Raw genomic sequence first — 23291 nt, 5'->3', positions numbered from 1 at the left:
GTTTTTAATTAACTATTTTTACAAAAATCAATCTGTAATTATTCTGTATATTATCAAACAGATTATAAAATTTATACCTTTTATAAAATAAACAGACACACTCAATGAAAAAACTCATTTTACCTTTATCCATTGCTGCAACTTTACTTTCAGCTTGTGGAACAGAAAAAAAAGCAAATGCAGAAGAAGAAACTCCTGTTACTTTTGAATATCCCGAAACAAAAAAAGGAACAGTTGAAGATACCTATTTCGAAACAAGTGTAAAAGACCCATATCGTTGGTTAGAAGATGACCGAAGTGCAGAAACAGAAAACTGGGTAAAAGCTCAAAATAAAGTTACTTTCGATTATCTCAAAACAATTCCGTATCGTGAAGAATTGAAAAGCAAACTAGAGAAAGTATGGAATTATGAGAAAATATCTAGTCCTTTTAAAGAAGGAGATTATACTTATTTTTATAAAAATGATGGATTGCAAAATCAATATGTTGTTTATAGAAAAAAAGAAGGCGAAGAAACCGACAATGTATTCTTAGACCCAAATACATTTTCAGAAGATGGAACTGTTTCGATGGCAGGACTTAATTTTTCGAAAGATGGTTCTCGTGCAGCCTATCAAATTTCAGAAGGTGGAAGCGATTGGCGAAAAGTAATTGTCATTGATACAGAAAGCAAAGAAGCGATTGAAGACACACTCAAAAATATAAAATTTAGTGGTGTAAGTTGGAAGGGAAATGACGGTTTTTATTATTCTAGTTACGACAAGCCAGAAGGAAGCGAACTTTCAGCCAAAACAGACCAACACAAACTCTATTTTCACAAAGTAGGAACTCCTCAAAGTGAAGATAAAGTAATTTATGGAGCAACAGCCGAACAAAAACACAGGTACGTAGGTGGATATTTGACAGAAGACGAAAATTATCTATTGATTTCGGCTAGTAATTCTACTTCTGGAAATAAACTTTTTATGAAGGATTTATCTAAAAATAATTCTCCACTTGTTACCATTGTTGATAATGAAGATAGCGATACGTATGTAATGGATAATGAAGGCTCAAAACTTTATCTAGTTACAAACTTAGATGCGCCAAATAAAAAAGTAGTTATGACAGATGCTTCAAAACCAACTCCTGAAAACTGGAAAGATGTAATTCCTCATACTGAAAATGTTTTGAGTGCTTCTTCGGGTGGTGGATATTTGTTTGCTGAATATATGGTAGATGCCATTTCTAAAGTGATTCAGTATGATATGGATGGAAAGGAAATCAGAGAAATAAAATTACCAGGGGTAGGAAGTGCTGGTGGTTTTGGTGGAAAAAAGGAGGATAAAGAAATGTATTTTTCTTTTACCAATTATAATACACCGAGCAGCATTTATAAATTTGATGCAGAAACAGGAGAGTATGAATCGTACTGGAAACCTGCTATTGATTTTAATTCAGAAAATTACGAATCAAAACAAGTTTTTTATAATTCAAAAGATGGAACTAAAATTCCAATGATTATTACCTATAAAAAAGGAACAGAACTAAACGGTAAAAATCCAACTATTTTATATGGTTATGGTGGTTTTGATGTTAGTCTTACGCCTAGTTTTAGTGTTGTAAATTCGGTTTGGTTGGAGCAAGGAGGCGTTTATGCTGTTGCAAACCTTAGAGGTGGAGGAGAGTATGGAAAAGAATGGCACGACGCAGGAACACAGTTGAAAAAACAAAATGTTTTTGATGATTTTATTGCTGCTGCTGAGTTCTTAATCAAAGAAAACTATACTTCTAGTGAGTATTTAGCTGTAAAAGGAGGTTCGAATGGTGGACTTTTGGTAGGTGCAGTTATGACTCAACGTCCAGAGCTTATGAAAGTAGCTATTCCTGCTGTTGGTGTTTTGGATATGCTTCGTTATCACACCTTTACGGCTGGCGCAGGTTGGGCGTATGATTACGGAACGGCAGAGGATAACAAAGAAATGTTTGAGTATTTGAAAGGATATTCTCCTGTTCATAATGTGAAAGAAGGTGTTTCTTATCCTGCAACACTTGTTATTACTGGCGACCATGACGATAGAGTTGTTCCTGCTCACTCCTTTAAATTTGCTGCTGAATTGCAAGACAAACACCAAGGAAATAACCCTGTTATGATTCGTATTGAAACCGATGCAGGTCATGGCGCAGGCAAACCAACTAGCAAAATCATTGAAGAAAATGCTGATGTTTTTGCTTTTACACTTTATAATATGGGATTCAAAACGCTTCCTAAAAAGTAACTAAAAATCAAATTTGATTAGTTAAAAACGGTTTCAAGTAGAAGTAATTGAAACCGTTTTTTTGTGCTATTTTTTGAGGGAGTTGGCTATTTCTTTTAGCTTTTGAATAGAAAGTTCAGTAATATCCACAATTTCTTCTAAATCCAAACCTTTTAAGATTAGTTTTGTCGCAATTTCTATATTTCTTTCTTCCTTTCCGATTTCTTTGCCAATTTCTTTTCCCTCCTCTTTACCTTCCTCTTTTGCTGTATCCACTACATTTTTAATATCTCTGTACGTTTTTAAACTATCCTCATAAGCTATTCTTTCTTTTTTATTGAATTTGGCACTTTCAGCAGTATTGAAATCAGTAAAAGGATTTAAGTATTTTTCTTTTGTCGACATAATTGAAATTCTTTAGGATGAAAAATAAATCTACTCTAAATTTACGAATTAAATAACAGATTTTTTCCTTCGTTTAATTCTTTATTGCTACATAAGGATTATCAACAATTTTCTTTACCAAATACAAATAACTAATCACTGCATGAACAGCCAAAGCCCCAAAGGTATGCCATAAAAAATGTGTTCCCATTGGAAAAAAATCATTAGACATTTCTGTATTATCCATCGTCCGAAAGAAAATAGCTATACAAAAAAGTAACAATCCTATCAAAATTCGTCCTTTAAAAAGCCAATTCGTTTTTCGTAGATAAGAAAAAATAGGAAGTAAAATAACAAGAGCTAAAGAAGTATATTCTATCAAATTACGCATCGAACGAGGAATAAAATCCATTGATTTTAACATAAACATCAACAAAAAAGGAAATAATACAAGCACAACCATAATAAGCCAATGAACACCTAGCTTTCTAAAAAAATAAACGACTCCACTCACACTCAAAATAAAAATAGGTACCCAGTCCATCAATAGCCATACTTCATGGCTGCGTGTCGCATGATAAATCGTACCTCCAATATATCCAATAGATAAAGTAATAATTACATAGGTCATAAAACGATACTTACGAAAGTTTGGATAAATTTTGATTGTCCAATAAATAATAACAAATAGAAATATCAAATTACTAGCTGTATTGAAGGGTTCGACAGGCAAACGACCTAAAACAGTTTCTTGATAAATAGGACCTGAATCGCCAACTGAAATTCTACCTAGATGTTGAAGGAGCATAAATAATAAAAAAGGGAAAGTTCGAAAATAACACAAAAAAAATAAACACTACCAATAAGATAGTGTTTAACGTAAAATTAAATAAATGTAGTATAAATGAACAAATTTTTAATAACTACAACATTTTTATTCTTCTGAGAACAAATCTAAAGCAGACTGTACCATTACTTTCACACCTGTTTGAATAGAAGGTTTCGGAACTGGTGCATAAAAAGGAGAGTGCAAAGAAGGCAAAGGCTTTCCTGTTTTTTTGCTTTCCTCAATTTTTTCAGGTTCTACCACTCCCAACCAAAACAAACTAATTGGCACATTTTCAGCAGTACGACCAAAACGACTAAAATCTTCTCCTCCCATTACTGGATCTACTTCCACTACATTTTCTTCTCCTAAAATTTTCTTAGCAGAGTTTGCTACTTTTTCTGTTAGTTTTGGGTCATTGATTGTTGCAGGTGTTGGATTTCCATCAATTTCTATAATAGGCATTTTTTCTACTCCTGCTGCCATCGCATAGCCTTTTGCCATTCTTTCAATCGCTTCTAAAGTATGATTTCTGACTTTATCATTATAAGAGCGAAGGGTTAGCTGTAATTCTGCACGGTCTGAAATAATATTGTGTTTTGTCCCTGCATGAAAAGAACCGACCGTTACGACGGCTGCATCAGTAGGCGAAGTTTCTCTACTTACAATCGTCTGAAAACCAAGTATCATTTGAGAAGCCAAAACGATGGGGTCTTTTGTTGTATGTGGATATGCACCGTGTCCCCCTTCTCCAAAAACAGTAATATTTACCATATCTACATTAGCAAGTGCTGCATTTTTACAATACCCAATCGTCCCGTGAGGTAGATTTGCATTTGTGTGCAGAGCAAGTGCATAATTAGGTGTTCCAAATTTCTTATATAACTCTGCTTCTACCATTGCTTTTGCACCACTTCCAACTTCTTCGGCTGGCTGTGCTACCAAAATCAATGTTCCTTTCCACGTATCTTTTAAGTTTGCCATAGTTTGCGCTACTCCTACCAAAACAGTCATGTGCATATCGTGTCCACAGGCATGCATGGCTGATACTTCATTTCCATCTTTGTCTGTTCTTTTCATTGTACTCGCATAAGGCAAACCTGTTTTTTCTTCTACTGGTAAAGCATCCATATCTGCACGAATAAGGATAGTTTTTCCCTTTCCATTTTTCAAAACTCCTACTACTCCATAATCTCCAAACTTTTCAGTTACTTCATAACCTAACTTTCTAAGTTCAGAAGCCATTTTTTTTGATGTTTCTTCTTCTTGTTCTGATAACTCTGGATTTTGATGAAGATAAGTATATAAATCAATAAGAGAAGGTGTATTTTTTTCTAATTGAGAATTTATTTGTTTTTCTGTATTTTCTAAAGTTTGAGTTTGCATAGTATTGGTATTTGTTTGAGCCAGTAAGTTAAATGAGTTACAAGAAAAGTAAATCAATAAACTAAGTATAACTAAAGTAGAACGAATCATGAAATAATATTTTGAGTAATTGAATGAAAGTGAATATAATGTACAATTTAATCAAAAATAGTTTGAATAATCAATGCTCAAATACATAACCACAAAAAAAACAGAACACTTTTGATGTTCTGTTTTTCTATATATGAAAGAAATATATAACTCTCTACGACTTATTAGTTAATAGAATAAGTAATAATTTCTTGTCCCATACTTACATTTTCTACTTGATTTTTAAAGTTCATACGTTGAACACCACCTAATTCAATAACTAAGCGATCTCCTGGTTTAGCTTTACCACCTAAATCAGAAATATTAGCAGTAGGACCATTTGCTTTTGTAGTACCAATTACACGTTTTCCTCTCGCAAGAGTAACAGTAAATCCTGCTACACGATAACGAGCATCCTTAGGTAATTGATCTTTAAAACTAGCATCTGGAATAGCATCTAATGTAACACTACGAGGACATGCACCTCCTTGTTTTAAGTTCAAACCTCTTGCTTTGACAGTGGGCTTAGGAACAAGTTTTACACTAAATTTCTTAGTACCAATAGTATTTCCTCCACTAGAAACAGTAAGAGCCATACTAGCAGAGGTCGGAACAAGAGTTACTTTACTTCCACCTCCTGATATAGCTTGCCCACCAGTTGCAGAGAAAGATGGCTTGTATTCTACACCAAGTGCAGGAACTTTTACTTTCAGTTCATTACCACACTTTAAGTAGAGTGAGTTTACAGTACCAGATTCAATTTCAATTACTGGAGAAACTACTGTATATTCAATAGGGTCTGTAGTAAGTGTAGTATCTTGTCCAGCAGAGTTTTTAATGGTAATAGAGCCTTTCCATGTTTTCTTAGCTCCTTCTGTAGTACCACCTGAGGCAGTAAACTCTACAATACCAACACCATTAGATTCTGGACGTACACCACCTGTAGTAGCTGTCATCTTTGGTTTTATAGTACTAGATGTTGCTGATATAAATAGCTTTGCTTTGTATTTAGTTCCTGCTGCAACTACATTTGATTCAGCAGAAGCCATAGCAACCACTTGATCAAATTTAATTTGGAACTCTCCAATACGACCACGCATAGCATCAATAGCAGTTGTTTCTACTTTTACTACATCATTTTCCATTTGAGAAAGTACAGCAAGAGATGCAACCATTGGAGTATTTTGGAAATTAATATGTTCCCATTCCATTCCGTCATATTTAGATGCCTTGTAGCGTTCTACATCACCTTTTTCAGGAGCTAGAGGAACTAGCTTTTTATTTTCCAATACACCTCCTAAGCTATCATCAATAGCAATAATCTTATTCACATAAGCATTTAGCTCTGTTTGAAGTTTTGCAGCTTCTCCAGATTCTAAATCCTCATTAAGACCAAGCATAATACGATTAATGTCATCATATTTATCACCCATTGGATAAGCTCCTGTTTCAGGATCCATTGCACCCATTTCGGTAATAATACGCTCACGTATTTTTGTGATATAAGTGATCATTTTACCTGTTTCAGCTTGGATATCTTGAGCTTTCTTGTAGATAGCTCTATCTCTTGGATTATTTCCAGCTTCCGTAATCTGGTCATCCATAGATTTTATAATTTTCTCATTGGTACTTCTACCAACTTCTTTAGCACTTTGAAGACTATCATCTATAAAATAGAATTTTTCAAGTACTTCATTTTGAACCTGCAAGGCGAGAAGGGCAGTCAGTACTAGGTACATCATACCAATCATCCGTTGCCTTGGGGTTTCTTGTCCTCCACCTGCCATACTTTTTTATGGTTTTTGGTTAATAATTATTTAAAATTTAAAGAATGAAATAGAATTTCAGTTGTATTTTTATATACAGAACTAAAATTAGCCTTTCATTGCAGTAAGCATATTGCCATATACCTTATTAAGGGTAGTGATATTAGTCGTCAATTTAGACATTTGCTCTTTGAATACTTGAGATTCTTTGCTTGCATCTGCCATACTTTCCATAGCTTGAGTAAGATTGCTATAGAATTTGTTCATTGCTTTCAAGTGACTGTTAGCATCTTTCAATTCCATTTCATATACAGCATTCAACCCAGCAAGGTTTTTAGTGATTGCTTGTACTTGAACGTGATATTCTTTCGCATCTTTAGCAGCATTAGACATTTCGCCCATTGCAGATACAGTAGAAGAATAAGCAGAATTAAGACTTGTAAGCGACTTAGAAGCCTGCTTTAAGTTATTAGAATAGTCATTTGTAGAATTTACTGCTTCTGTAATACTTTTCATACGAGTAGCTGTATCGTTCAAAGACTGAATGCCTTGTCCGAAACGCTTGAATGAATCAGCAGAAAGATTAGCTTCTCCTAACATTTTGTCAAGACCAGCCATAAGAGCAACGTCTTTGTTTGGATCATCTTTCTTAGCTACAACAGCTTTTACATTTGCATCTACTAAGCCTGGATACACACGTTCCCACTCATAGTGAGGATTTGGTGGTTGAGCTGGCTCAAAAAGACCAAATAAGAAGATAACTGCTTCTGTTGAAAGACCGACGATAAGCATGAAACTTGCACCCGGCCAGTGCATGATTTTAAATAAAGCACCTAATACTACAACGGCAGCACCTACACTGGTTGCCTTAGGAATTATTGTACGATAAAAACGTTGAAGTCCTGTTTCTTGAGCCATAGTTCAAACGATTGTTAGAGTTGAGAGTTGATTTATTAAAAAGAAGTTAAAATTTCAATGGATTAAATATACATAAATAGATTTATATAAAAAAGATTTTTCTTCATATTTATTATAACCTTCCTATAATTTTCATTACTGTTTGGTAATTCTAAAATAGTGTTATGGAAAGCTATTTCTATTGTATGTATTTTATTAGTTACTCAAATTATTGATAGACAAGAGTTTAATAATACTTTAATACTAAATTTATTGGTAATAAGTTATTAAAACCTCTTATTTCTCAATTTGAATAGCCTAAATAAGTCATTTATTTGGAATGTTCCAAAGATTTTGCAAAAAAAATAGGCTTAAATTGAATAATTTAGAATGATTCATAAGTATAATCAACAAATATTCAACATTCAAATAGATATTTATCCTCCATTACAAATAAAAGAGTTTGAAAAATAAATATTTAAGCTGATATAACTCAGAGTTTGTACCTTATTAGAATTGATTTAAGTTGATTAGGTTCATTTCTCTTTCTTTCAAAATAAATAGAACCCCATTTTGCTTTAAAAACTATTCTTAGACAAAATCTAAACAGATACATAACTGAATCATAAATTTCTAATAAAAAAATAGATTATACAAGTGTTTTACACAAAAAATACAATTATTTTATAAAAACCATTCGTAAATTTTATATTAGCTTTTTACTTTTAAAAAGATATTATCTTCTATCACAAATATCATAGCTAATTTCTATTTTTTTTTTGGAATGAACTCCCCTTTCGTCCAATATATATATCAAACAAATTAATGGTCGTTTATTATCGATAAGATTACAAACTGTTTTGTATAAAAAAAACTCATCTTTCAAAAAACACCATATAAATTGAGTTTTAGTAAAAAAGATAAGTTTTTTAGTAGTTATATAATCTGACAAATCAAATTATTACTATTTATTTTTTTAGAATTCCATTCCAGAAGAACGACCTAAATAAGTCATTACACAACGGAAACCTGTATAAGCAGTTACTGAATCTTGGTATTGATAGTTACGAGTACCTGTTTCTATAAAGAAAGCAATATCTTTCCAAGAACCACCACGAACCAATTTACGAGGCTCACTATCATCAATAAAAGTAGGATTCAAATCCCAAATAAGTGGCATTGCATTAGGCGCATACGCATCGTTACACCATTCAGAAACGTTTCCAGCCATGTCATAAAGACCAAAATCATTAGGGAAATATGCACCTACTGGGTTTGTATATTGGAAACCATCATCATAATAGTTACCACGCCCTGGTTTGAAGTTGGCAAGCGCACAACCTTTAGCATTTCTTGTATAAGGACCACCCCAAGGGTATTTTGCAACATCACGACCACCACGAGAAGCATATTCCCATTCAGCTTCTGAAGGCAAACGGAACATAGGAACTGGGAATTTACCAGCAGATTCTCTAGCCTCATTCATAAACTTAGTTCTCCAACCACAAAATGCTTTAGAAGCAAACCAGCTTACACCTACCACAGGATAATCATCATAAGCAGGGTGAGCATAATAATTTTCAGTCATTGGATCGCCGTAGTGATGCGTAAAGTTTGTCATCCAAACGGTAGTATCAGGATAAAAGCGTTCTTTAATTTCTTCTTCTGACAAAATTTCGCCATCTACTGAATCTGGGTTTTCAGTCATTTCATCAATAAACTGACGATATTCGTTGTTTGTAATTTCTGTTTGATCCATATAAAAACCACCAATCGTAATCTGACGGTTCATATTGATTTTTGAAGAAAGGATGTCTTGGTCTGCTTGTCCCATGTGAAATGTACCAGCAGGAACGACAATCATTCCATAAGGCACTTCTTGTCTCCAGCCTTCACGCCCTAAAGCTCCTGTAAGTTCTCCACTTTCTTGTAGTTTGGCTAAATTGCTTCCACCACCACAGCTTTGAAGAAAAAGGGCAGCAGTTACACCTAAAAGGACAGCCCAAATTGTACGAGTTGTAAGGATTTTTTGTATCATGTTCGTAGTCATGTTCGGTTTTCTTGTTATAAAGGTCAAGAACGCATCTATTTTTAAACTATCATTTTTTAAAATGTGAATAAGCAGTGTATAGATTTGTTTTGTTATGAGTTTCTTAAAAATTAAGTAGTATGTCTTAAATACTTGAGAGTAAATTTTTAAATCAGATTTTTGATCAGATTAATTTCTAGTTTGTCTTATTATGGTAAACATAAAATAATAATGCCACAATTAGTCTATTTATTGTCTGCCCAATCGTTTAGATATTAATTTTCAAATTAATTTGATTGGTTAATAGTCCAGTTTAGATACTACCATTCTTTGTTACTGTTATACTAATAACTACATTTTTTAGAGATTAGTATAGTTTTACCGAAATATTTATCAAATTTATCGAATTTTTTTGTGTATTCGTCGAATCCAAGCAACTTTTTTTATGTGTTTTATCAAAAAAGTGAATTCTAGCGCAAAAATAGCTTTTCTCAAAATATTATTTGGTCAAAAGTCTTATTTTTCTGTAAAATAATTTTACAATATATTTTGAGTATTCTTTTTGGGCAGTTTACTTAACTACTTATACACTATTAGAAACGAAAACGAGGCGTTCGTATTGTAGGAAGTACCTTAGGTTTTGGAGAAGGAAGGCGATATCCAATTGATATTTCATGCGAAGTAGGTTGTTTGGCATCTCTTCCACTGGTTACCAAGTCTAATGAATAAGTAATTCTGAGGTCTTTGTTTTCCAACATATTTACACCCAAAATCAAAATTCCTGCATCAAGTGCATTCGAAGCTCTTGCCGAAATACCTCCAAAATAAGTTTCATCATAATTTAATAGGATACTCCCTTCATACGATAAAGCTCCCGAGGTAAACTTCAAAATTGCTGAAGGTTGTAACATAAGAGAAGGAGAAACATCAAAACTACTTCCACCCATCAAATAAACATGAGGCTTTAAAGAAGTAATATCAACTCCTGTGCTATAATCAAAAGTAGATTGCAACAAATGATTTGTGCTTACTCCTACATAATATCCTTTTACAGATTGATAATACAAACCTACTGCCAAATCAGGTTGAAATTGATTTTCTACTCCTGTACTTGGAATCCTTGGGTCATTTTCTTGATTTGGACGATATACACTAAAATCAATGCGTTGATTATACATTCCTCCACGAAATCCTAAAGAAATACGATCTTTATTTTTTAAATTAAAATGATAAGCATAAGAAATCTGAATTTCGGTGCTACTCAAAGGACCTATTCTGTCATTAGCAAAATGAAGCCCTACTCCACTATTAATACGATTGAGAGGCATACTTACAAAACCAACTTGCGAACTAGGCGCACCACCATCATCAAAAGTAGGCGAATAATTTATCCATTGACTTCTATGAAAAACTCCCATTGTTGTATAATCTGCATTACTTCCTGCTGTTGCTGGGTTGAAATAAAGACTATTGAACATATACTGGCTAAACTGTGCATCTTGTTGTGCTAAAAGTGTTGTGCTAGTAAGAAAAAATATGGCACAGAAGAAAAAAAGGCTAAAAAATAAACTAAAAAGAGTAGAGAGAAAATATTTTTTCATGATTTTGATTACATTATATAGGATAAATGGCAGTAAATTAAACTGTATATAAATGAAGTTAAAAGTATTCAGAAGGTCTTTATATAGAAAATTCTTTTGTATTTCTATATTTTCATTCAATTTTCAATTCTAAATGTAGAATAAATTATAGAATGGATATGCTAAGTTAGTAAACTTTTGAAAAAATAAACTCAAAGTACAAACAAATCCATAAAAAATTCCACTCTTTAACAATTTAATTGGTTAAAAAGTGGAATTTGAAGCAAAATAGAATTATAAAAGTGTTTTGCTTGCGATATATTATTGCTTTGAGATATTTAATTACTCCTAACTATGTTACTTTATTTCTAATTCAAATCTTTATTTTTTCTATTTGATTATATTAAAATTCTTTAGGCATTACGAGAGCCAAAATAAGATAAAGAAGAATAGGCGAACCTACTCCAAAAAATGTAAATAGAACAAACGCTATACGAATCAAATTGCTATCCCAGCCAAAAGCATCTGCAATTCCTCCACAAACACCTGCTATAACTGAATCATAAGTAGATTTTGTAAGTTTCATAAAGAAGATAGATTATTTTAATAGTGAGTAATTTATTTAAAAAAATGTGGTTTTTGCATTACACACACTTCTACATTATAAGCTACGAATAAATGACTTATAAGGTTACAAAAAAAGATAAATTTCTTTAAATTGTGATACGGCTTTTATAAAAAAAGCTAATCTAATGGAATAACAACTTTACTATTGGCTTTTATTTTCACATTTCCATTTCCTGAATCATCCATCAAAAGCAAATCCCCCTTACTTATTAAAGCAGGAAACCATTCTTTATCAAGTCTTTTTAGAGTTTCTTCAATTATTTTTTTCGTTTTTTTATTGCCTGTAAACTCTATGTCGTGTACTTTTCCATTAATCAAAACTATAAAAGAAACTGTATCTTTTGCTACATCAATTCCTGTGAGTTGGTCTTTAATTTCTTGTTTCACAAACTCAATACTTTCTTTGCTTCTCTTAAATTCTCTATGATTATAGATAGCCAAATTAGTCATACTATCTACTACAAAAGGACTCCAAACTTGGTCTTGATGGGGCATTGTGTAATCTTTACGGTATCTTTTGAGGTCGTGGTCTGCTAATTTTGGTTCTTGTTCGCAAACAGCCCAAGAAATAAGAGGCTCTAAAGACTTATCTGGATATTGTTTGATAGCAAAAAAACCAGCATAAAGATTCAGTTTTTTAGTTTCATTTTTTAATTGATTGTTCCAAGTTATATCAACTTTTACAATACTAGAAGGAAAATCAGATGTAGATAAGGTAGAAAGTAGATATTTGTTGCCTTCTATAAATTTATTTTTGATAAAAATCTTTTCATACTTCATATCCATTTTTACAGTATCCATACCAATTCTTTTACCTATGGCAGGCAAATAGGGGAAAAATTTTATAATCCAACCCGAACTATACGCATGCCCATAAGAAAGTATATTTTTATAAATATCTTTCCAAAAAACAGTATTTTTTTTATCATCAAAAACATTGATAAACTCTTGAATGATAGGTTCTAATTCTATTCTCCAATATTTTAGTCCTAATTTGTCTAGCTCTTTTAGTCTTGAATAAATCAATTCCCAGTCTTCTTTTGTTCCTGTAATTGTAATATAAGGAATCCCACAACCACTCTCTCCAACATACTCGAAAGCTTTTTTATACGAATTAAGTAAAGTTACTTGATAAGCTGTAGTTTGAGTTTTAGTAGTGGTAGAAAATTTGGGGACGAAGAAAGAATAAAAATCTGAATTGGTATATTTTGTAGTTTCATTAGACAAAGAAGTCACAAGTTCTTGCCAGTGTTTGCCATCATATTCTAAACTATCATTTCTAATTATCAATTTCTTAGATTTATTTTTTTTGAATATAATTTTCTCTAAAGACTTAAAATTTTCGTTGATATGAATGGAAGTTCCTTGTGTAATGGCAAGCCAAATAATATCAGGTGACAAAACCAAAGGACGATGTTCATCAAAAGATGTATGAATAGTTTGTATCAAAATATTAGACTTTAAAACGTAAATTTTATTATATTAGCGGTCATTTTATCCTTACTTTATGATTGATTTACCTAACTTACGTAAAAAAGAAAAGCCTTTTATGGCTCTTACTAGCTTGACTATCAAAGAGTTTGATGAGTTATTAGCTACTTTTTCTCCACTTTGGGAAAAACATTATATGTATTATGACCTCAAAGGAAAGGCTAGAAATAAGCCCACCTTCCGAGAACACGCAAAAATACAACTAAAAGGTAGTGAAATGAAACTTTTTTTTATCCTTTACTACTTGAAAAACAACCCTTTACAGGAATCTTTAGCTCTTACTTTTGATGTTTCTCAAGGAAAAGTTAATCAATGGATTAACAGCCTTCTTCCCATTTTAAAAGAAAGTTTAAGAAAAATTAATGTATTGCCTGCAAGAAATGAATCGGAATGGACAATAAAACTTGCAGATCGTGTTGAAGAAGCAGGTAAAGCCTTAGAGTTATGGGTAGATGGAAGCGAACGTGAAATTCCTCGTCCCTCCGATTACAAAGCTCAAAAAGAAGTATATAGTGGAAAAAAAAAAGCACACTATAAAAAATACTTTAGTTACAGATAAACATCAAGAGGTAGTTTTTTTAGGAGATACAGAAACAGGAAAAGTACACGATAAACGTTTATTAGAAGAAGATGATATTACCTTTCCTGAGGGAACTATTCTTCATCAAGATACTGGTTATCAAGGTCATAGACCTAAAGGTGTCCTTATTGAGCAACCCAAAAAAAAGCCTAGAGGAAAAGAATTATCGGAGCAGGACAAGGCTGAAAATAGTAAAAAGTCTAGTCGTAGAGTACGTGCAGAACACAGCATAGCAGGAGTAAAAAGACTTAGAATTGTCTTAGATGAAATCCGATTGTGGGGAGAAGAGGTAAGAGACCAAGTCATGGAAATTGCGTGTGGTATTCATAATTTAAGGGTAAAGACAAGAATAACCTATCAAAAATTATCGTAATAAAGTCTATTATTGTATGCACTTACTAAATCAGCATTTTGATGCTCTTTTGGCATAAAGATAAGCTCTCTATTTAATTGATTTTCAAAAACTTTTTTACCTTCATTAATAGCTAAAAACTCTTTTGCTATTTGTACATTATCTACATCAAATCGTTTGCTGCTTGGGATACGAAAAGAAGTATCGCCTAGTTCAAAACTCTCTTGCATTATTTTTTTTAAAGAGTCTTGAGTAATTTTTTGAGCAACTACCTGTAAGCTATCTGGATTAGAAACTTCTTTTACTTGCTTGTCAGAATTACAAGCACTAAAAAATAATAGCAAAAGCGAGAAGATTATAAGAATTGTGTTTTTCATTTTTTTCTATTTGCAAATAACTCATTTTTTAAACAAACATTCTACAAAACAAAAATACCATTTTTAACTTCATTTTGAATGATAAAAATGGTATTCTTATAAAATTACTTTTCTAATGCTAAAGTGTAAGCTACATTAATCTATCAAAATAGTAAGCCAGTTTTTGTAAGTTTTATTTCTGTATTTGATTAAGAAATAATACTGACCAGAAGTAGCATTTTTTCCGTCCCATTCAAAATTACGGTCTTTACTTTCGAAGAGTAATGTTCCCCAACGATTATAGATTTCTACACCTTGAAACTGGTCATTACAATCGTCTTCTGGAAGATTTGGAATATAGAAAGTATCATTTTTTCCGTCATTATTCGGAGTAAAGACATTAGCAGGTGTAAAATCAAGATTTACAGAAGCATCTTCTACAATAATTGTCAGCGTTTTTGGGGTAGAAGCACGAAGTCCACAACGAGTAGTATCCGAAGCCGTAAAAATGACTTTAAATTCTTTGCTAAACTCGCCTCCCAAAATATCACATTGAGGAGTCCAAGAAAAATCACTTTCAAGAATAGGGAAACCTTGTTTGTTTTCGTATTGCATTCCCAAATCTGAAAGAATAAAACCAACTCCACGAGCCGACAAATCCAACCTATCTCCATCTGCATCATTGGCAAGGGAAGGAATAATTAGTTCTTGTCCTATCGATATACGAACAACACATTCATTCGGATTAGAAGTAGAAATCGAATCTACATTTTGAAGTTCCAAAGTAGGAGGTGTGTTTCTTGGATCGACAGTCAAATCAAAACGAACTTTAATTGTGTCAGTATAAATAATATCACAGTTGGCAATATCAGTAACAATAAATTCTGCAAAATAAGAAGTATCTGCATTCTGAAAACCGAGATTCGAACACGAAGGCTGCCACGTAAACTCACTTATAAGACTAGGAAAACCAAATACATCTTCAAAATTCATATTCAAATCAGCAAAATTAAATCCTATTCCTCTTCCTATTAAAGAAAGCGAACTATTATCTACATCTTCTCCTGTTACATCAAAACGAACAGACTCATCTACACGAACTGAACGAATATATAAATCTTGTGCAGCATCAAAAGTCAAATCTGCCGAAAGCTCAGGCGAACGATTTGGATTTCTTTCGTACAATAAAATCAATTTTACTCTTACTGTATCACCTAACGATTCTTGACACTCATTAAAATCTTTAATAATAAAATCAATCAAAAATTCTCTTCTAGGGTTTGCAACAGGGTCATTTCCTAAATATTCACACAATGTTTGCCAGTCAAAGGTACTTTCAATAGGAGCAAAACCACTTACTTGTGGAAAACTCATATTAAAATCAGAAAGCTCAAAACCTACTCCTTGTGCATACAAAAGAACACTATCGTTTTGAGCATCAAGTCCCAAAACATCAAATGAAATTGCATCACCTACAAAAACGGTGTCCACAAAAACCTGTTCACGAGTATCAAAAGTTATTATTTCTGGTCTTGCTTCTGGTGCTGTATTATTTGGGTCTGGAGGAAGAACAACTAATTTTACATCAATTTCTTCTTCTAATGAACTTTCACACTCATTAAAATCTCTTACTCTGAATTTCAAATTTATTGCTTCTCCAATAGGAATATTTGTTTGATCACAATTTGTATTCCATACAAAATCAGTTGTCAAGATTGGTCTTCCTTGTACTGGTGTAAATTGCATTTGATAGTCAGCAAAAGTAAATCCTATTCCATTTCCTGTAATTTGAATGCTATCTCCATTTGGGTCATCGCCTGTGAGTGTAAAACGATAAGGTTCTCCCAAAGTAAGTGTATCACAATATGCCATCATTGTCGAATCATAGACAAGCGAAGCACGAATGGTCGGTTTTATATTCGGACGAGGAAGCAAAACAACACGTACTTGTATTTGGTCTGTCGAATCAGCATTTCCACAAGCATCATAATCAGCTACATTAAAGTTCATGATAAAAGTCTGTGGATTGCGTGGATTGTCCAAATCTTCACAAGTTGTTTGCCATAAGAAATCAGAATTTATACTTCCAATTCCTTGTAAAGGCGAATAAGTAATACTTCTTCCAGTAGTTGTAAAATTTTGAGGAACAAACTCAACAGTCAGACTATCTCCATCTGGATCAGTAGCAAGTGTATTAAAATCAATTATTTCTCCTACAAAAATACTATCATAGACATATTGATTTGTTGCAGCATCAAAAGTAAGATTTGCAGAAATTTCGGGTGCACGATTTTGTGTAGTATCTCTTACTACTTTGATTTGCAAACAAGTTTCTACACTTTCTGTTCTATCACACTTTCTTGTGTCTGTTGTGGTAAAACTAACATCAAAGGTTTTTTCGGTTTCGTTGGGTGCAAGAGTATTACAATCAGGTGTCCAAAGGACTTGCCCATTCAAAACAGGAGTTCCTTGCGTTTCACCCGTAAAACTTGCCCCTGCTGGCAGTCCTCTCACATCAATATTCAGAGGGTCGCCATTTACATCGTCGGCTGTTGTATTTATTGTTAGTTGTTCTCCTACTACGACTTCCTTTATATAGCAATTTGTGGCTGCATCAAAAGTAGCATCAGTAACGAAAGTAGGTGGGTCATTTGGAGGATTTCGAATAAGTACATTTACACGAATAGTGTCCAAAAGAGGAACAGCACAACTATTATCCAAAACAATAAAATCCATAATATACGGTTCGGTAGGGTCATTTGGATTGAGAGGACATTCAGGAAAACAAACATTCAAAGAAAGTTCATCGCCTCTTCCACTAATATTTCCACCATTTTGCAATAATATTCCATCTCCATCTGTAAAATTAATAGGTTTTACCCTAGCAGAAATTACTGTATTTGGGTCAGAATCTGTAACGAAAAGATTTCCACATCTAGGATCATTTGGGTCAAGAATAATGGTTGTTCCTTCTCTATAACGAGTTGGTTCTGCATCGGCTTGGAAGGCTACATTTGGCTTTGTCGCTGTTGGACAATCAATTACCAAAAGCTGATAATCTCTTCTTACTTCTCCTATTTTCACTCCATTTCGATATTCATCTACGGCAATAGCAAATACATAAAGCCCTGTTTGTGAAGCTGTAAGAGAAATAATTCCATTTTGGTCTATCCGAAGAGGGACACTCCCTGGTACCATATTATTCAAGTTTATTCCAGGGGAAAATTCTACTGTTGTATAAGGTCCTGAGAGTGGGTCTGGGCGTGGGTCATTTGCTGTACTGAATCCATTAATAGGAACAGTCAGACGATAACGAAGCTCATCTCCATCTGGGTCAGAACCACTAAAATCAAAGAAAAAAGGTTGATTTACACATACATAATCACTCAAAGGAGGAAAAATTTCAGGTTCAGAATTGATGAATGGTCTTCCATTTCTATCTACCAAAGCAGGAAATTCTAGATACATAGTCAGTCCAGCATCTTGAGGATTAATGATATTACTAATCACATTATTTCTACAACATCTTTCCCAAACCATATAATAGCCCTCTGGTTCATTAAAAAGGCTTCTATTTAGTGTAATTTCTTGTGCATAATAAATACGACGCACCAAAAGATTTCCAATAGCACAATCGGGGTCTGTATATTCTACTGGGTCATCTGAGATACGAGCAATGTCCAAAAGCAAAACTTGTTGATTTGTCCTTTTTGAAAAAATACCAACAAGAGCTGTATCATCAATAGCTCCTGGATTTCCATTTACAGCATCAAAATAGGTTACGACTCCTATTCGGTAAACATCTCCTCTTATATGATTAAATTCTAACTCTCCCCCTACAATATGTGTAGCAAAAGTCGAAAAGTGTATGAGTAAAGAAAATAACAAAAACGATAAAAAAGGAATTCGTTTTTTGAACAAGTTTGTATAAATTAAATTTTTCAAAATTTTATGAAGTTATGTAAATACGCTAAATAATCTCAGAAGGAAGCAAATTTGCAATTATTTTTAAATAATTCTTTATTTTTTCCTAAAAATACAACAAAAAAACCTTACAAGACTAGCCTATAAGGTTTTTAACAATTCGAAAATACATTTTACTATTAATTTTGCTATAAAATTAAGATTTGAAAATGCTATAAAGAAGGTAAATGCCTCCAATAATTACAGCAGCTGTAAAAGCCATTGATAAAGTTGCTGCAAAAAATCCAACGATAAGTTTGATAGCTACAATAGCTACCACTACTAAAACGCCTATTTTAACGGCTTTCATGATATTCATATTTTTTTAAATTTAGTTAGAGTGTGAAAAGGTAAAATAATGTTAGTTTGAACTATTTTTGTAAATCTTTATGATTAAAATTCAAGATACAAAAAATGAGTGAATTACAGAAATATTTTTGTCTGTACGTTGTTTAGCTTGTTATACGTAAAAACGTAATAAAAAGATAAGTTAAATTTTATTTAATACAAAGTCTAGGTTATTTCTTGTCTAAGTGATGTTCCTTATTCTTGAAAAAACATTCCTTTTTTAAAGCTTTTTTTAAACAAAACCCCTTTCGTATTAGATATGATATAGAACTCTTTAAGGGTTATTTTTTTATCTAAACCACTTTTTTCACCTTTCAAATTTTTACCAACTATGTTAGAGATGCAAACAGAAAACGAATACTTACAATTACCTTATAAGGTAGAAGTTCTACAACAAAACGAGATAGCAAATATCTATTGGATTCCTAAAGCAAATACAATGGTTTGTGAAGCCGTACACGAATATATGCCAGAAGAAGATTTCAAAGTTTTATTTACAGAAATCTCAAATTATGTTGCTAAACATCGCCCTGAAAATTTTGTTTTTGATAAAAGAGCTTTAAAGGCCTTTCATCAGCCTTCTATGGAATGGTATTTCACAGAATGGAAAAACGATATGTCTAAATTATATGGTTTGAAAAAACACCGAAAACTTCTTCCTGCTATTACTTGGTTTGCACTTGCTGTAAGAGCAGGACGAGCAGAATTAACCAAAAAATATCCAGATGCCGAATTTCACAATCTTGATATTCAATATAAAGACTCTGTTTTAGAAGCTATTAATTCATAAATTTTATATTATGAAGAAAGTTTTACAAACAAAAATAGTCTTGATTTTTTTGATAAAAATCAAGACTATTTTTTGTTTACATAATATTAAACAAAAAATTATTTTTTTTGCATTTTCTTTTTCTCTTTTTTGAGTTCTCGTTTTTCTCTATGTTTTTTGATTCTTCTAACAGCCATTTCTACCTGTTTTTCTAAATGAATCTTTTCCCTTCTATTTTTTTGAATCTTTTTTTGTAATGCTCTAAGTTGTGATTCTGGGTTTGGATACATAATTCGTTGTACCAAGTCAGCCAAAACTAATGCCTCTCTTACTTTTGTTATTACACCTCTAAAACGATACGCTCTAGCCAGTTGATTTACTCTAGCAATTCCTTGAATAGCTCTAAAAGTTCTTAGAAAGGAAACTAAAGGCAATAAAATAATAAATAAATCAATCCAATTTGCCTTACAATAATCTAGCTTATCTCTTGTAACAGAAAACATTAAGATAAACTCAAAAGTAAAAGCAATCCAAATAAAAGCTTGTACAGCTTCTAAATACAAACTAATATCAGGAATACGAGCAGCTACCTGTTCGCCAACTGTTTTATTCAAGTCAATAAATAAAATAGGAATAATCAACAAAGCAATCCCAATCATGGGCATACTAAACTTTCTTTTTAACTCCTCCAAAAGCACATCATTACACTTACTCCACCTCCAAAACGGAATCCACAACCAATCATTATCTGACAAACGTCTTGCTCCCATTCGTAAAGGCATCAGAGGAATAGCCACAACTCTAAAAATAAGTTGATTAGTAGAAACTTTTATTCCTTCTTTATTTTTCAAATGAAATACATATAGCAACTCTGCTAAAGGCACAACCATCAAAATACCATACAAAATTGTCATTTGCCACAGCACTAATGGAGTAACTAAAAAACGAGCTTCGCTAGAAAAACTGAACATAATAATAAAACCCATCAGCATCAACATAACAATGCTAAACCAAAACATCAAAGGTGCAAAACGATTTTCGAACATCTGTAATTTGCTAATCGATGGCAATTCTTGACGTATCAAAAGAGGTTCATCTTTCTGTTTGTAAATAGCCAAAACCTCATCAATCATCTTGCTATACTCATCTACGCCTTCTTCTGTTTCTTCTTCATTGATGACCTCATCATCAAAAAAAACACGCAGACGCAGTAGTTCAGAAGGATTATCAATTTGATTGATTCTTTCAATTAATTCTTCTTTGGTGGGTAAATTATTGGTTCTCGTTGTATTTGATGACATTTTTTATTTTTTCTAATCTAGTTTTTCTGTTTGTGTAAAGATACAAAAAAGGCTTTGTTTCAAAAAAATGAATCAAAGCCTTTTTATATTCTAGCGAGTTACTCTAATTTCTACTCTTCTATTGATTTCCCTATTTTTTTTCAAAAATTCTCCTTTTACTGTTTCGGGAACACAAAGTTGTTCATATCCATATCCTTTTACCATAATTTGTTCTTCTATTTTATAAACGTCTGACATTCTTTCTATCAAATAATCTTTACAAACTTGTGTCCTTTTCAAACTCAATTCCATTGCTTCTTCTTTGTTCAAAACTTCTGCTTGGTCTGTATATCCTTCAAATATAATCTTAAATTGGGGATATGTTTTTAGAAAAGAATATACAGCAAAAAGTTCTTTTCCTCCCTCTTCATTTATTTCTGTAGAGCCTATTTCAAAATAAACTCTATGAATAAGATAACTACATGGATTAAAACTAGAACAAATTAATAGAATACAGAAGATGAATATGTTTTTTTTCATAAAATTTATTTTTTAGAAGTTTGCTTTCCTATAAAATTACAAAATAGTACTCAATAAAAAGACTTTGCATCAAAAAAATGATACAAAGCCTTTTTTAATCCTAAATTCGGATTTCTTTATTAGCTAGTTTCACTTTTAGTTTGTAAATTTATAAACACATTTCTTCATCTTGAAAATATAGAATTATGTCCACACAAGAAAAGTATTTGAACCCATTTACTGATTTTGGTTTTAAAAAACTATTTGGTTCTGATGTAAATAAAGATTTATTGATTCATTTCCTAAATTCTGTTTTACCAAAAGAAGCTACTATTACTGACCTCAAATATCTCAAAACAGAATATCTTGGACAGGCTAAAATGGATAGAAAAGTAATTTATGATTTGTATTGTGAGAATGAAAAAGGAGAGAAATTTATAGTAGAATTACAAAAAGCAAGACAAGAATTTTTCAAAGAACAAACCATTTTTTATTCTACCTTTCCTCTTCAAGAACAAGCAATAACAGGAGATTGGAATTTTAAATTAAAGGCAGTTTATACCGTTTCTATCTTAGATTTTTTGATTGATGATAATTCGTATTCAGCAAAAAAACGGGAGATAGAAGATAAAGAACCCGTAAAAATAAATGTAAAATTACTAAATACTGATACACACGAAGTTTTTTATGACAAACTGACTTATATATACATTCAAATTCCTTTATTTGATAAACAAGAAGAAGAGTTGGAAACGTATGAGGACAAATGGTTTTATATCATAAAAAATCTACAAAAATTTAAAAATAGACCACAAAAATTACAAGAACGAATTTTTGATAAGGTTTTCCAAACTGCTGAATTAGCCAAATTTGATAAAAAACAAAGAATGGCGTATGAAGATAGTTTGAAGTATTATAGGGATATAAAAAATGTAATTGATACAGCAAAAAAAGAATCCTTGAAAGAAGGAGAAGAAAAAGGGCTAAAAAAGGGGATAAAAGAAGGTAGAGAAATTAATCAAATAGAAAATGCTAAAAATGCTCTTCTTGAGGGGTTGTCTATTGAAGTTACATCTAAAATAACTAAACTTTCTATTGAAGAAATACAGAAAATAGCAGATTCATTAAATAAATGATTTTTACTAGCTACTTAACTGAATATTTTATATCGAAAGAATAAAATAAAGCCTTTTGTTCTATCAGTAACTCCTAATTATATATCCACTCTCTTCGCTCCAAGTGATAGTAGGTTTAGATTTATTGTATTGTATTAAACGAATAATTTTTGTAGAATCACCTTCCAAACCTTCCCAAAAAATATGAGCTTTTAGTGTGTCAAAGTTAATTCTATGAATGATTCTAATTTCATCTCTATATTCACCACTAATTTTATCTAAATAAGAGTATCCAAATTCACTCAATGCCTTATTAAATTCTTTTTTATTAATAGGTAGATTCATTATCGAGTCTAAAAAAATAGTGTCATTATAAGGAATGGAAATCGTATCTCCTGTATATACAAAACCTTTTCCATCTATATCTCCAAGAAAAACTGTGTAAAAAACTTTTAAACGTTTATCAGTTTTTGGTTGGACATTAAAATAACCACAACTTCCAATAATAGTATCACATTCTGTGAGTTGATTTGTATCAATGTCAAATACATCATCAAATGGATTATATGTAGGAGTTTGTTTGTAAAGAATAATTCCAAGACAGAAAAGCAGGGCAGAGCAAAGGTAAAATAAGTGTTTCATATTTTTATTTTTAGAAGTTCAAATTAAAGATAAGAAAAAAGGCTTTCTATCAAAAAAAATGATACAAAGCCTTTT

General features: G+C 32.0%; 20 protein-coding genes. 5 read left to right on the top strand and 15 right to left on the bottom strand.

All coding sequences use genetic code 11. From position 1 onward, the window contains the following. Window positions 1-104: 104 nt before the first annotated feature. Window positions 105-2258: a prolyl oligopeptidase family protein gene (locus tag ACE193_RS17240; protein WP_375559465.1), complete on the top strand. Its 2154-nt coding sequence runs from the start codon at window positions 105-107 to the stop codon at window positions 2256-2258. A 66-nt stretch (window positions 2259-2324) separates the two neighbouring features. Here ACE193_RS17240 and ACE193_RS17235 read toward each other — a convergent pair whose 3' ends face one another. The 9 genes from ACE193_RS17235 to ACE193_RS17195 all read right to left on the bottom strand — a co-directional run bounded on the left by ACE193_RS17235 (window position 2325) and on the right by ACE193_RS17195 (window position 13250). After that, a complete protein-coding gene (locus ACE193_RS17235; protein ID WP_375559464.1) occupies window positions 2325-2642 on the bottom strand; it encodes a hypothetical protein in 318 nt (105 codons plus the stop codon). 73 nt (window positions 2643-2715) lie between these two features. Further along, window positions 2716-3429 carry a hypothetical protein gene (locus ACE193_RS17230; RefSeq protein ID WP_375559463.1) on the bottom strand — a complete coding sequence of 238 codons (714 nt, stop codon included), beginning with the start codon at window positions 3427-3429 and terminating at the stop codon, window positions 2716-2718. A 126-nt stretch (window positions 3430-3555) separates the two neighbouring features. Then, the gene (locus tag ACE193_RS17225) at window positions 3556-4833 is read right to left on the bottom strand and encodes an amidohydrolase (protein WP_375559462.1); all 1278 of its coding nucleotides are present in this window, start codon (window positions 4831-4833) and stop codon (window positions 3556-3558) included. A gap of 254 nt (window positions 4834-5087) precedes the next feature. Further along, window positions 5088-6689 (bottom strand): gliding motility protein GldM, encoded by a 1602-nt coding sequence (gene gldM, locus ACE193_RS17220; protein ID WP_375559461.1) that lies wholly within the window; start codon window positions 6687-6689, stop codon window positions 5088-5090. A gap of 87 nt (window positions 6690-6776) precedes the next feature. Next, a complete protein-coding gene (gene gldL / locus ACE193_RS17215) occupies window positions 6777-7586 on the bottom strand; it encodes a gliding motility protein GldL (RefSeq protein ID WP_375559460.1) in 810 nt (269 codons plus the stop codon). A 955-nt stretch (window positions 7587-8541) separates the two neighbouring features. Then, window positions 8542-9603 (bottom strand): SUMF1/EgtB/PvdO family nonheme iron enzyme, encoded by a 1062-nt coding sequence (locus ACE193_RS17210; protein WP_375559459.1) that lies wholly within the window; start codon window positions 9601-9603, stop codon window positions 8542-8544. Between the two features lie 584 nt (window positions 9604-10187). Continuing rightward, window positions 10188-11195, bottom strand: coding sequence for a type IX secretion system membrane protein PorP/SprF (locus tag ACE193_RS17205; RefSeq protein WP_375559458.1), 1008 nt, complete (start codon window positions 11193-11195; stop codon window positions 10188-10190). 382 nt (window positions 11196-11577) lie between these two features. Beyond that, window positions 11578-11760, bottom strand: coding sequence for a PspC domain-containing protein (locus ACE193_RS17200; protein ID WP_375559457.1), 183 nt, complete (start codon window positions 11758-11760; stop codon window positions 11578-11580). A gap of 158 nt (window positions 11761-11918) precedes the next feature. Next, window positions 11919-13250 carry a DUF4419 domain-containing protein gene (locus tag ACE193_RS17195; RefSeq protein WP_375559456.1) on the bottom strand — a complete coding sequence of 444 codons (1332 nt, stop codon included), beginning with the start codon at window positions 13248-13250 and terminating at the stop codon, window positions 11919-11921. A 58-nt stretch (window positions 13251-13308) separates the two neighbouring features. Here ACE193_RS17195 and ACE193_RS17190 point away from each other — a divergent pair, with 58 nt between their 5' ends. Together ACE193_RS17190 and ACE193_RS17185 are read left to right on the top strand one after the other, a co-directional pair. After that, window positions 13309-13851 carry a transposase family protein gene (locus ACE193_RS17190; protein WP_375558620.1) on the top strand — a complete coding sequence of 181 codons (543 nt, stop codon included), beginning with the start codon at window positions 13309-13311 and terminating at the stop codon, window positions 13849-13851. Next, window positions 13805-14245: a transposase family protein gene (locus tag ACE193_RS17185; RefSeq protein ID WP_375558619.1), complete on the top strand. Its 441-nt coding sequence runs from the start codon at window positions 13805-13807 to the stop codon at window positions 14243-14245. The genes ACE193_RS17190 and ACE193_RS17185 overlap by 47 nt, the downstream gene beginning before the upstream one ends. Here the strand turns inward: ACE193_RS17185 and ACE193_RS17180 are convergent. The 3 genes from ACE193_RS17180 to ACE193_RS17170 all read right to left on the bottom strand — a co-directional run bounded on the left by ACE193_RS17180 (window position 14230) and on the right by ACE193_RS17170 (window position 18862). Next, window positions 14230-14601 carry a hypothetical protein gene (locus ACE193_RS17180; RefSeq protein WP_375559455.1) on the bottom strand — a complete coding sequence of 124 codons (372 nt, stop codon included), beginning with the start codon at window positions 14599-14601 and terminating at the stop codon, window positions 14230-14232. The two genes, ACE193_RS17185 and ACE193_RS17180, sit on opposite strands and share 16 nt — an antisense overlap. 135 nt (window positions 14602-14736) lie before the next feature. Continuing rightward, entirely contained in the window at window positions 14737-18525 is a 3789-nt protein-coding gene (locus ACE193_RS17175; protein ID WP_375559454.1) for a gliding motility-associated C-terminal domain-containing protein, read from the bottom strand. 175 nt (window positions 18526-18700) lie between these two features. After that, the gene (locus ACE193_RS17170; protein WP_375559453.1) at window positions 18701-18862 is read right to left on the bottom strand and encodes a hypothetical protein; all 162 of its coding nucleotides are present in this window, start codon (window positions 18860-18862) and stop codon (window positions 18701-18703) included. A gap of 360 nt (window positions 18863-19222) precedes the next feature. On the opposite strand from ACE193_RS17170, the gene ACE193_RS17165 reads away from it, so the two are divergent. Then, window positions 19223-19681 (top strand): hypothetical protein, encoded by a 459-nt coding sequence (locus tag ACE193_RS17165; RefSeq protein WP_375559452.1) that lies wholly within the window; start codon window positions 19223-19225, stop codon window positions 19679-19681. Between the two features lie 98 nt (window positions 19682-19779). On the opposite strand, the gene ACE193_RS17160 is transcribed toward ACE193_RS17165, so the two are convergent. After that, window positions 19780-20961 carry a hypothetical protein gene (locus ACE193_RS17160; RefSeq protein ID WP_375559451.1) on the bottom strand — a complete coding sequence of 394 codons (1182 nt, stop codon included), beginning with the start codon at window positions 20959-20961 and terminating at the stop codon, window positions 19780-19782. 90 nt (window positions 20962-21051) lie between these two features. Continuing rightward, the gene (locus ACE193_RS17155) at window positions 21052-21480 is read right to left on the bottom strand and encodes an OmpA family protein (protein WP_375559450.1); all 429 of its coding nucleotides are present in this window, start codon (window positions 21478-21480) and stop codon (window positions 21052-21054) included. A gap of 185 nt (window positions 21481-21665) precedes the next feature. Here ACE193_RS17155 and ACE193_RS17150 point away from each other — a divergent pair, with 185 nt between their 5' ends. Then, on the top strand, window positions 21666-22595 hold the full coding sequence (locus ACE193_RS17150; RefSeq protein WP_375559449.1) for an Rpn family recombination-promoting nuclease/putative transposase: 930 nt from the start codon (window positions 21666-21668) through the stop codon (window positions 22593-22595). A gap of 63 nt (window positions 22596-22658) precedes the next feature. On the opposite strand, the gene ACE193_RS17145 is transcribed toward ACE193_RS17150, so the two are convergent. Next, entirely contained in the window at window positions 22659-23216 is a 558-nt protein-coding gene (locus tag ACE193_RS17145; RefSeq protein WP_375559448.1) for a hypothetical protein, read from the bottom strand. Window positions 23217-23291: the final 75 nt, after the last annotated feature.

This window comes from Bernardetia aquimarina (genome assembly GCF_042180575.1).
Lineage (GTDB): Bacteria > Bacteroidota > Bacteroidia > Cytophagales > Bernardetiaceae > Bernardetia.
The sequence above is the reverse complement of the archived record's forward strand: the minus strand, read 5'-3'. Positions and strand labels throughout refer to the sequence as shown.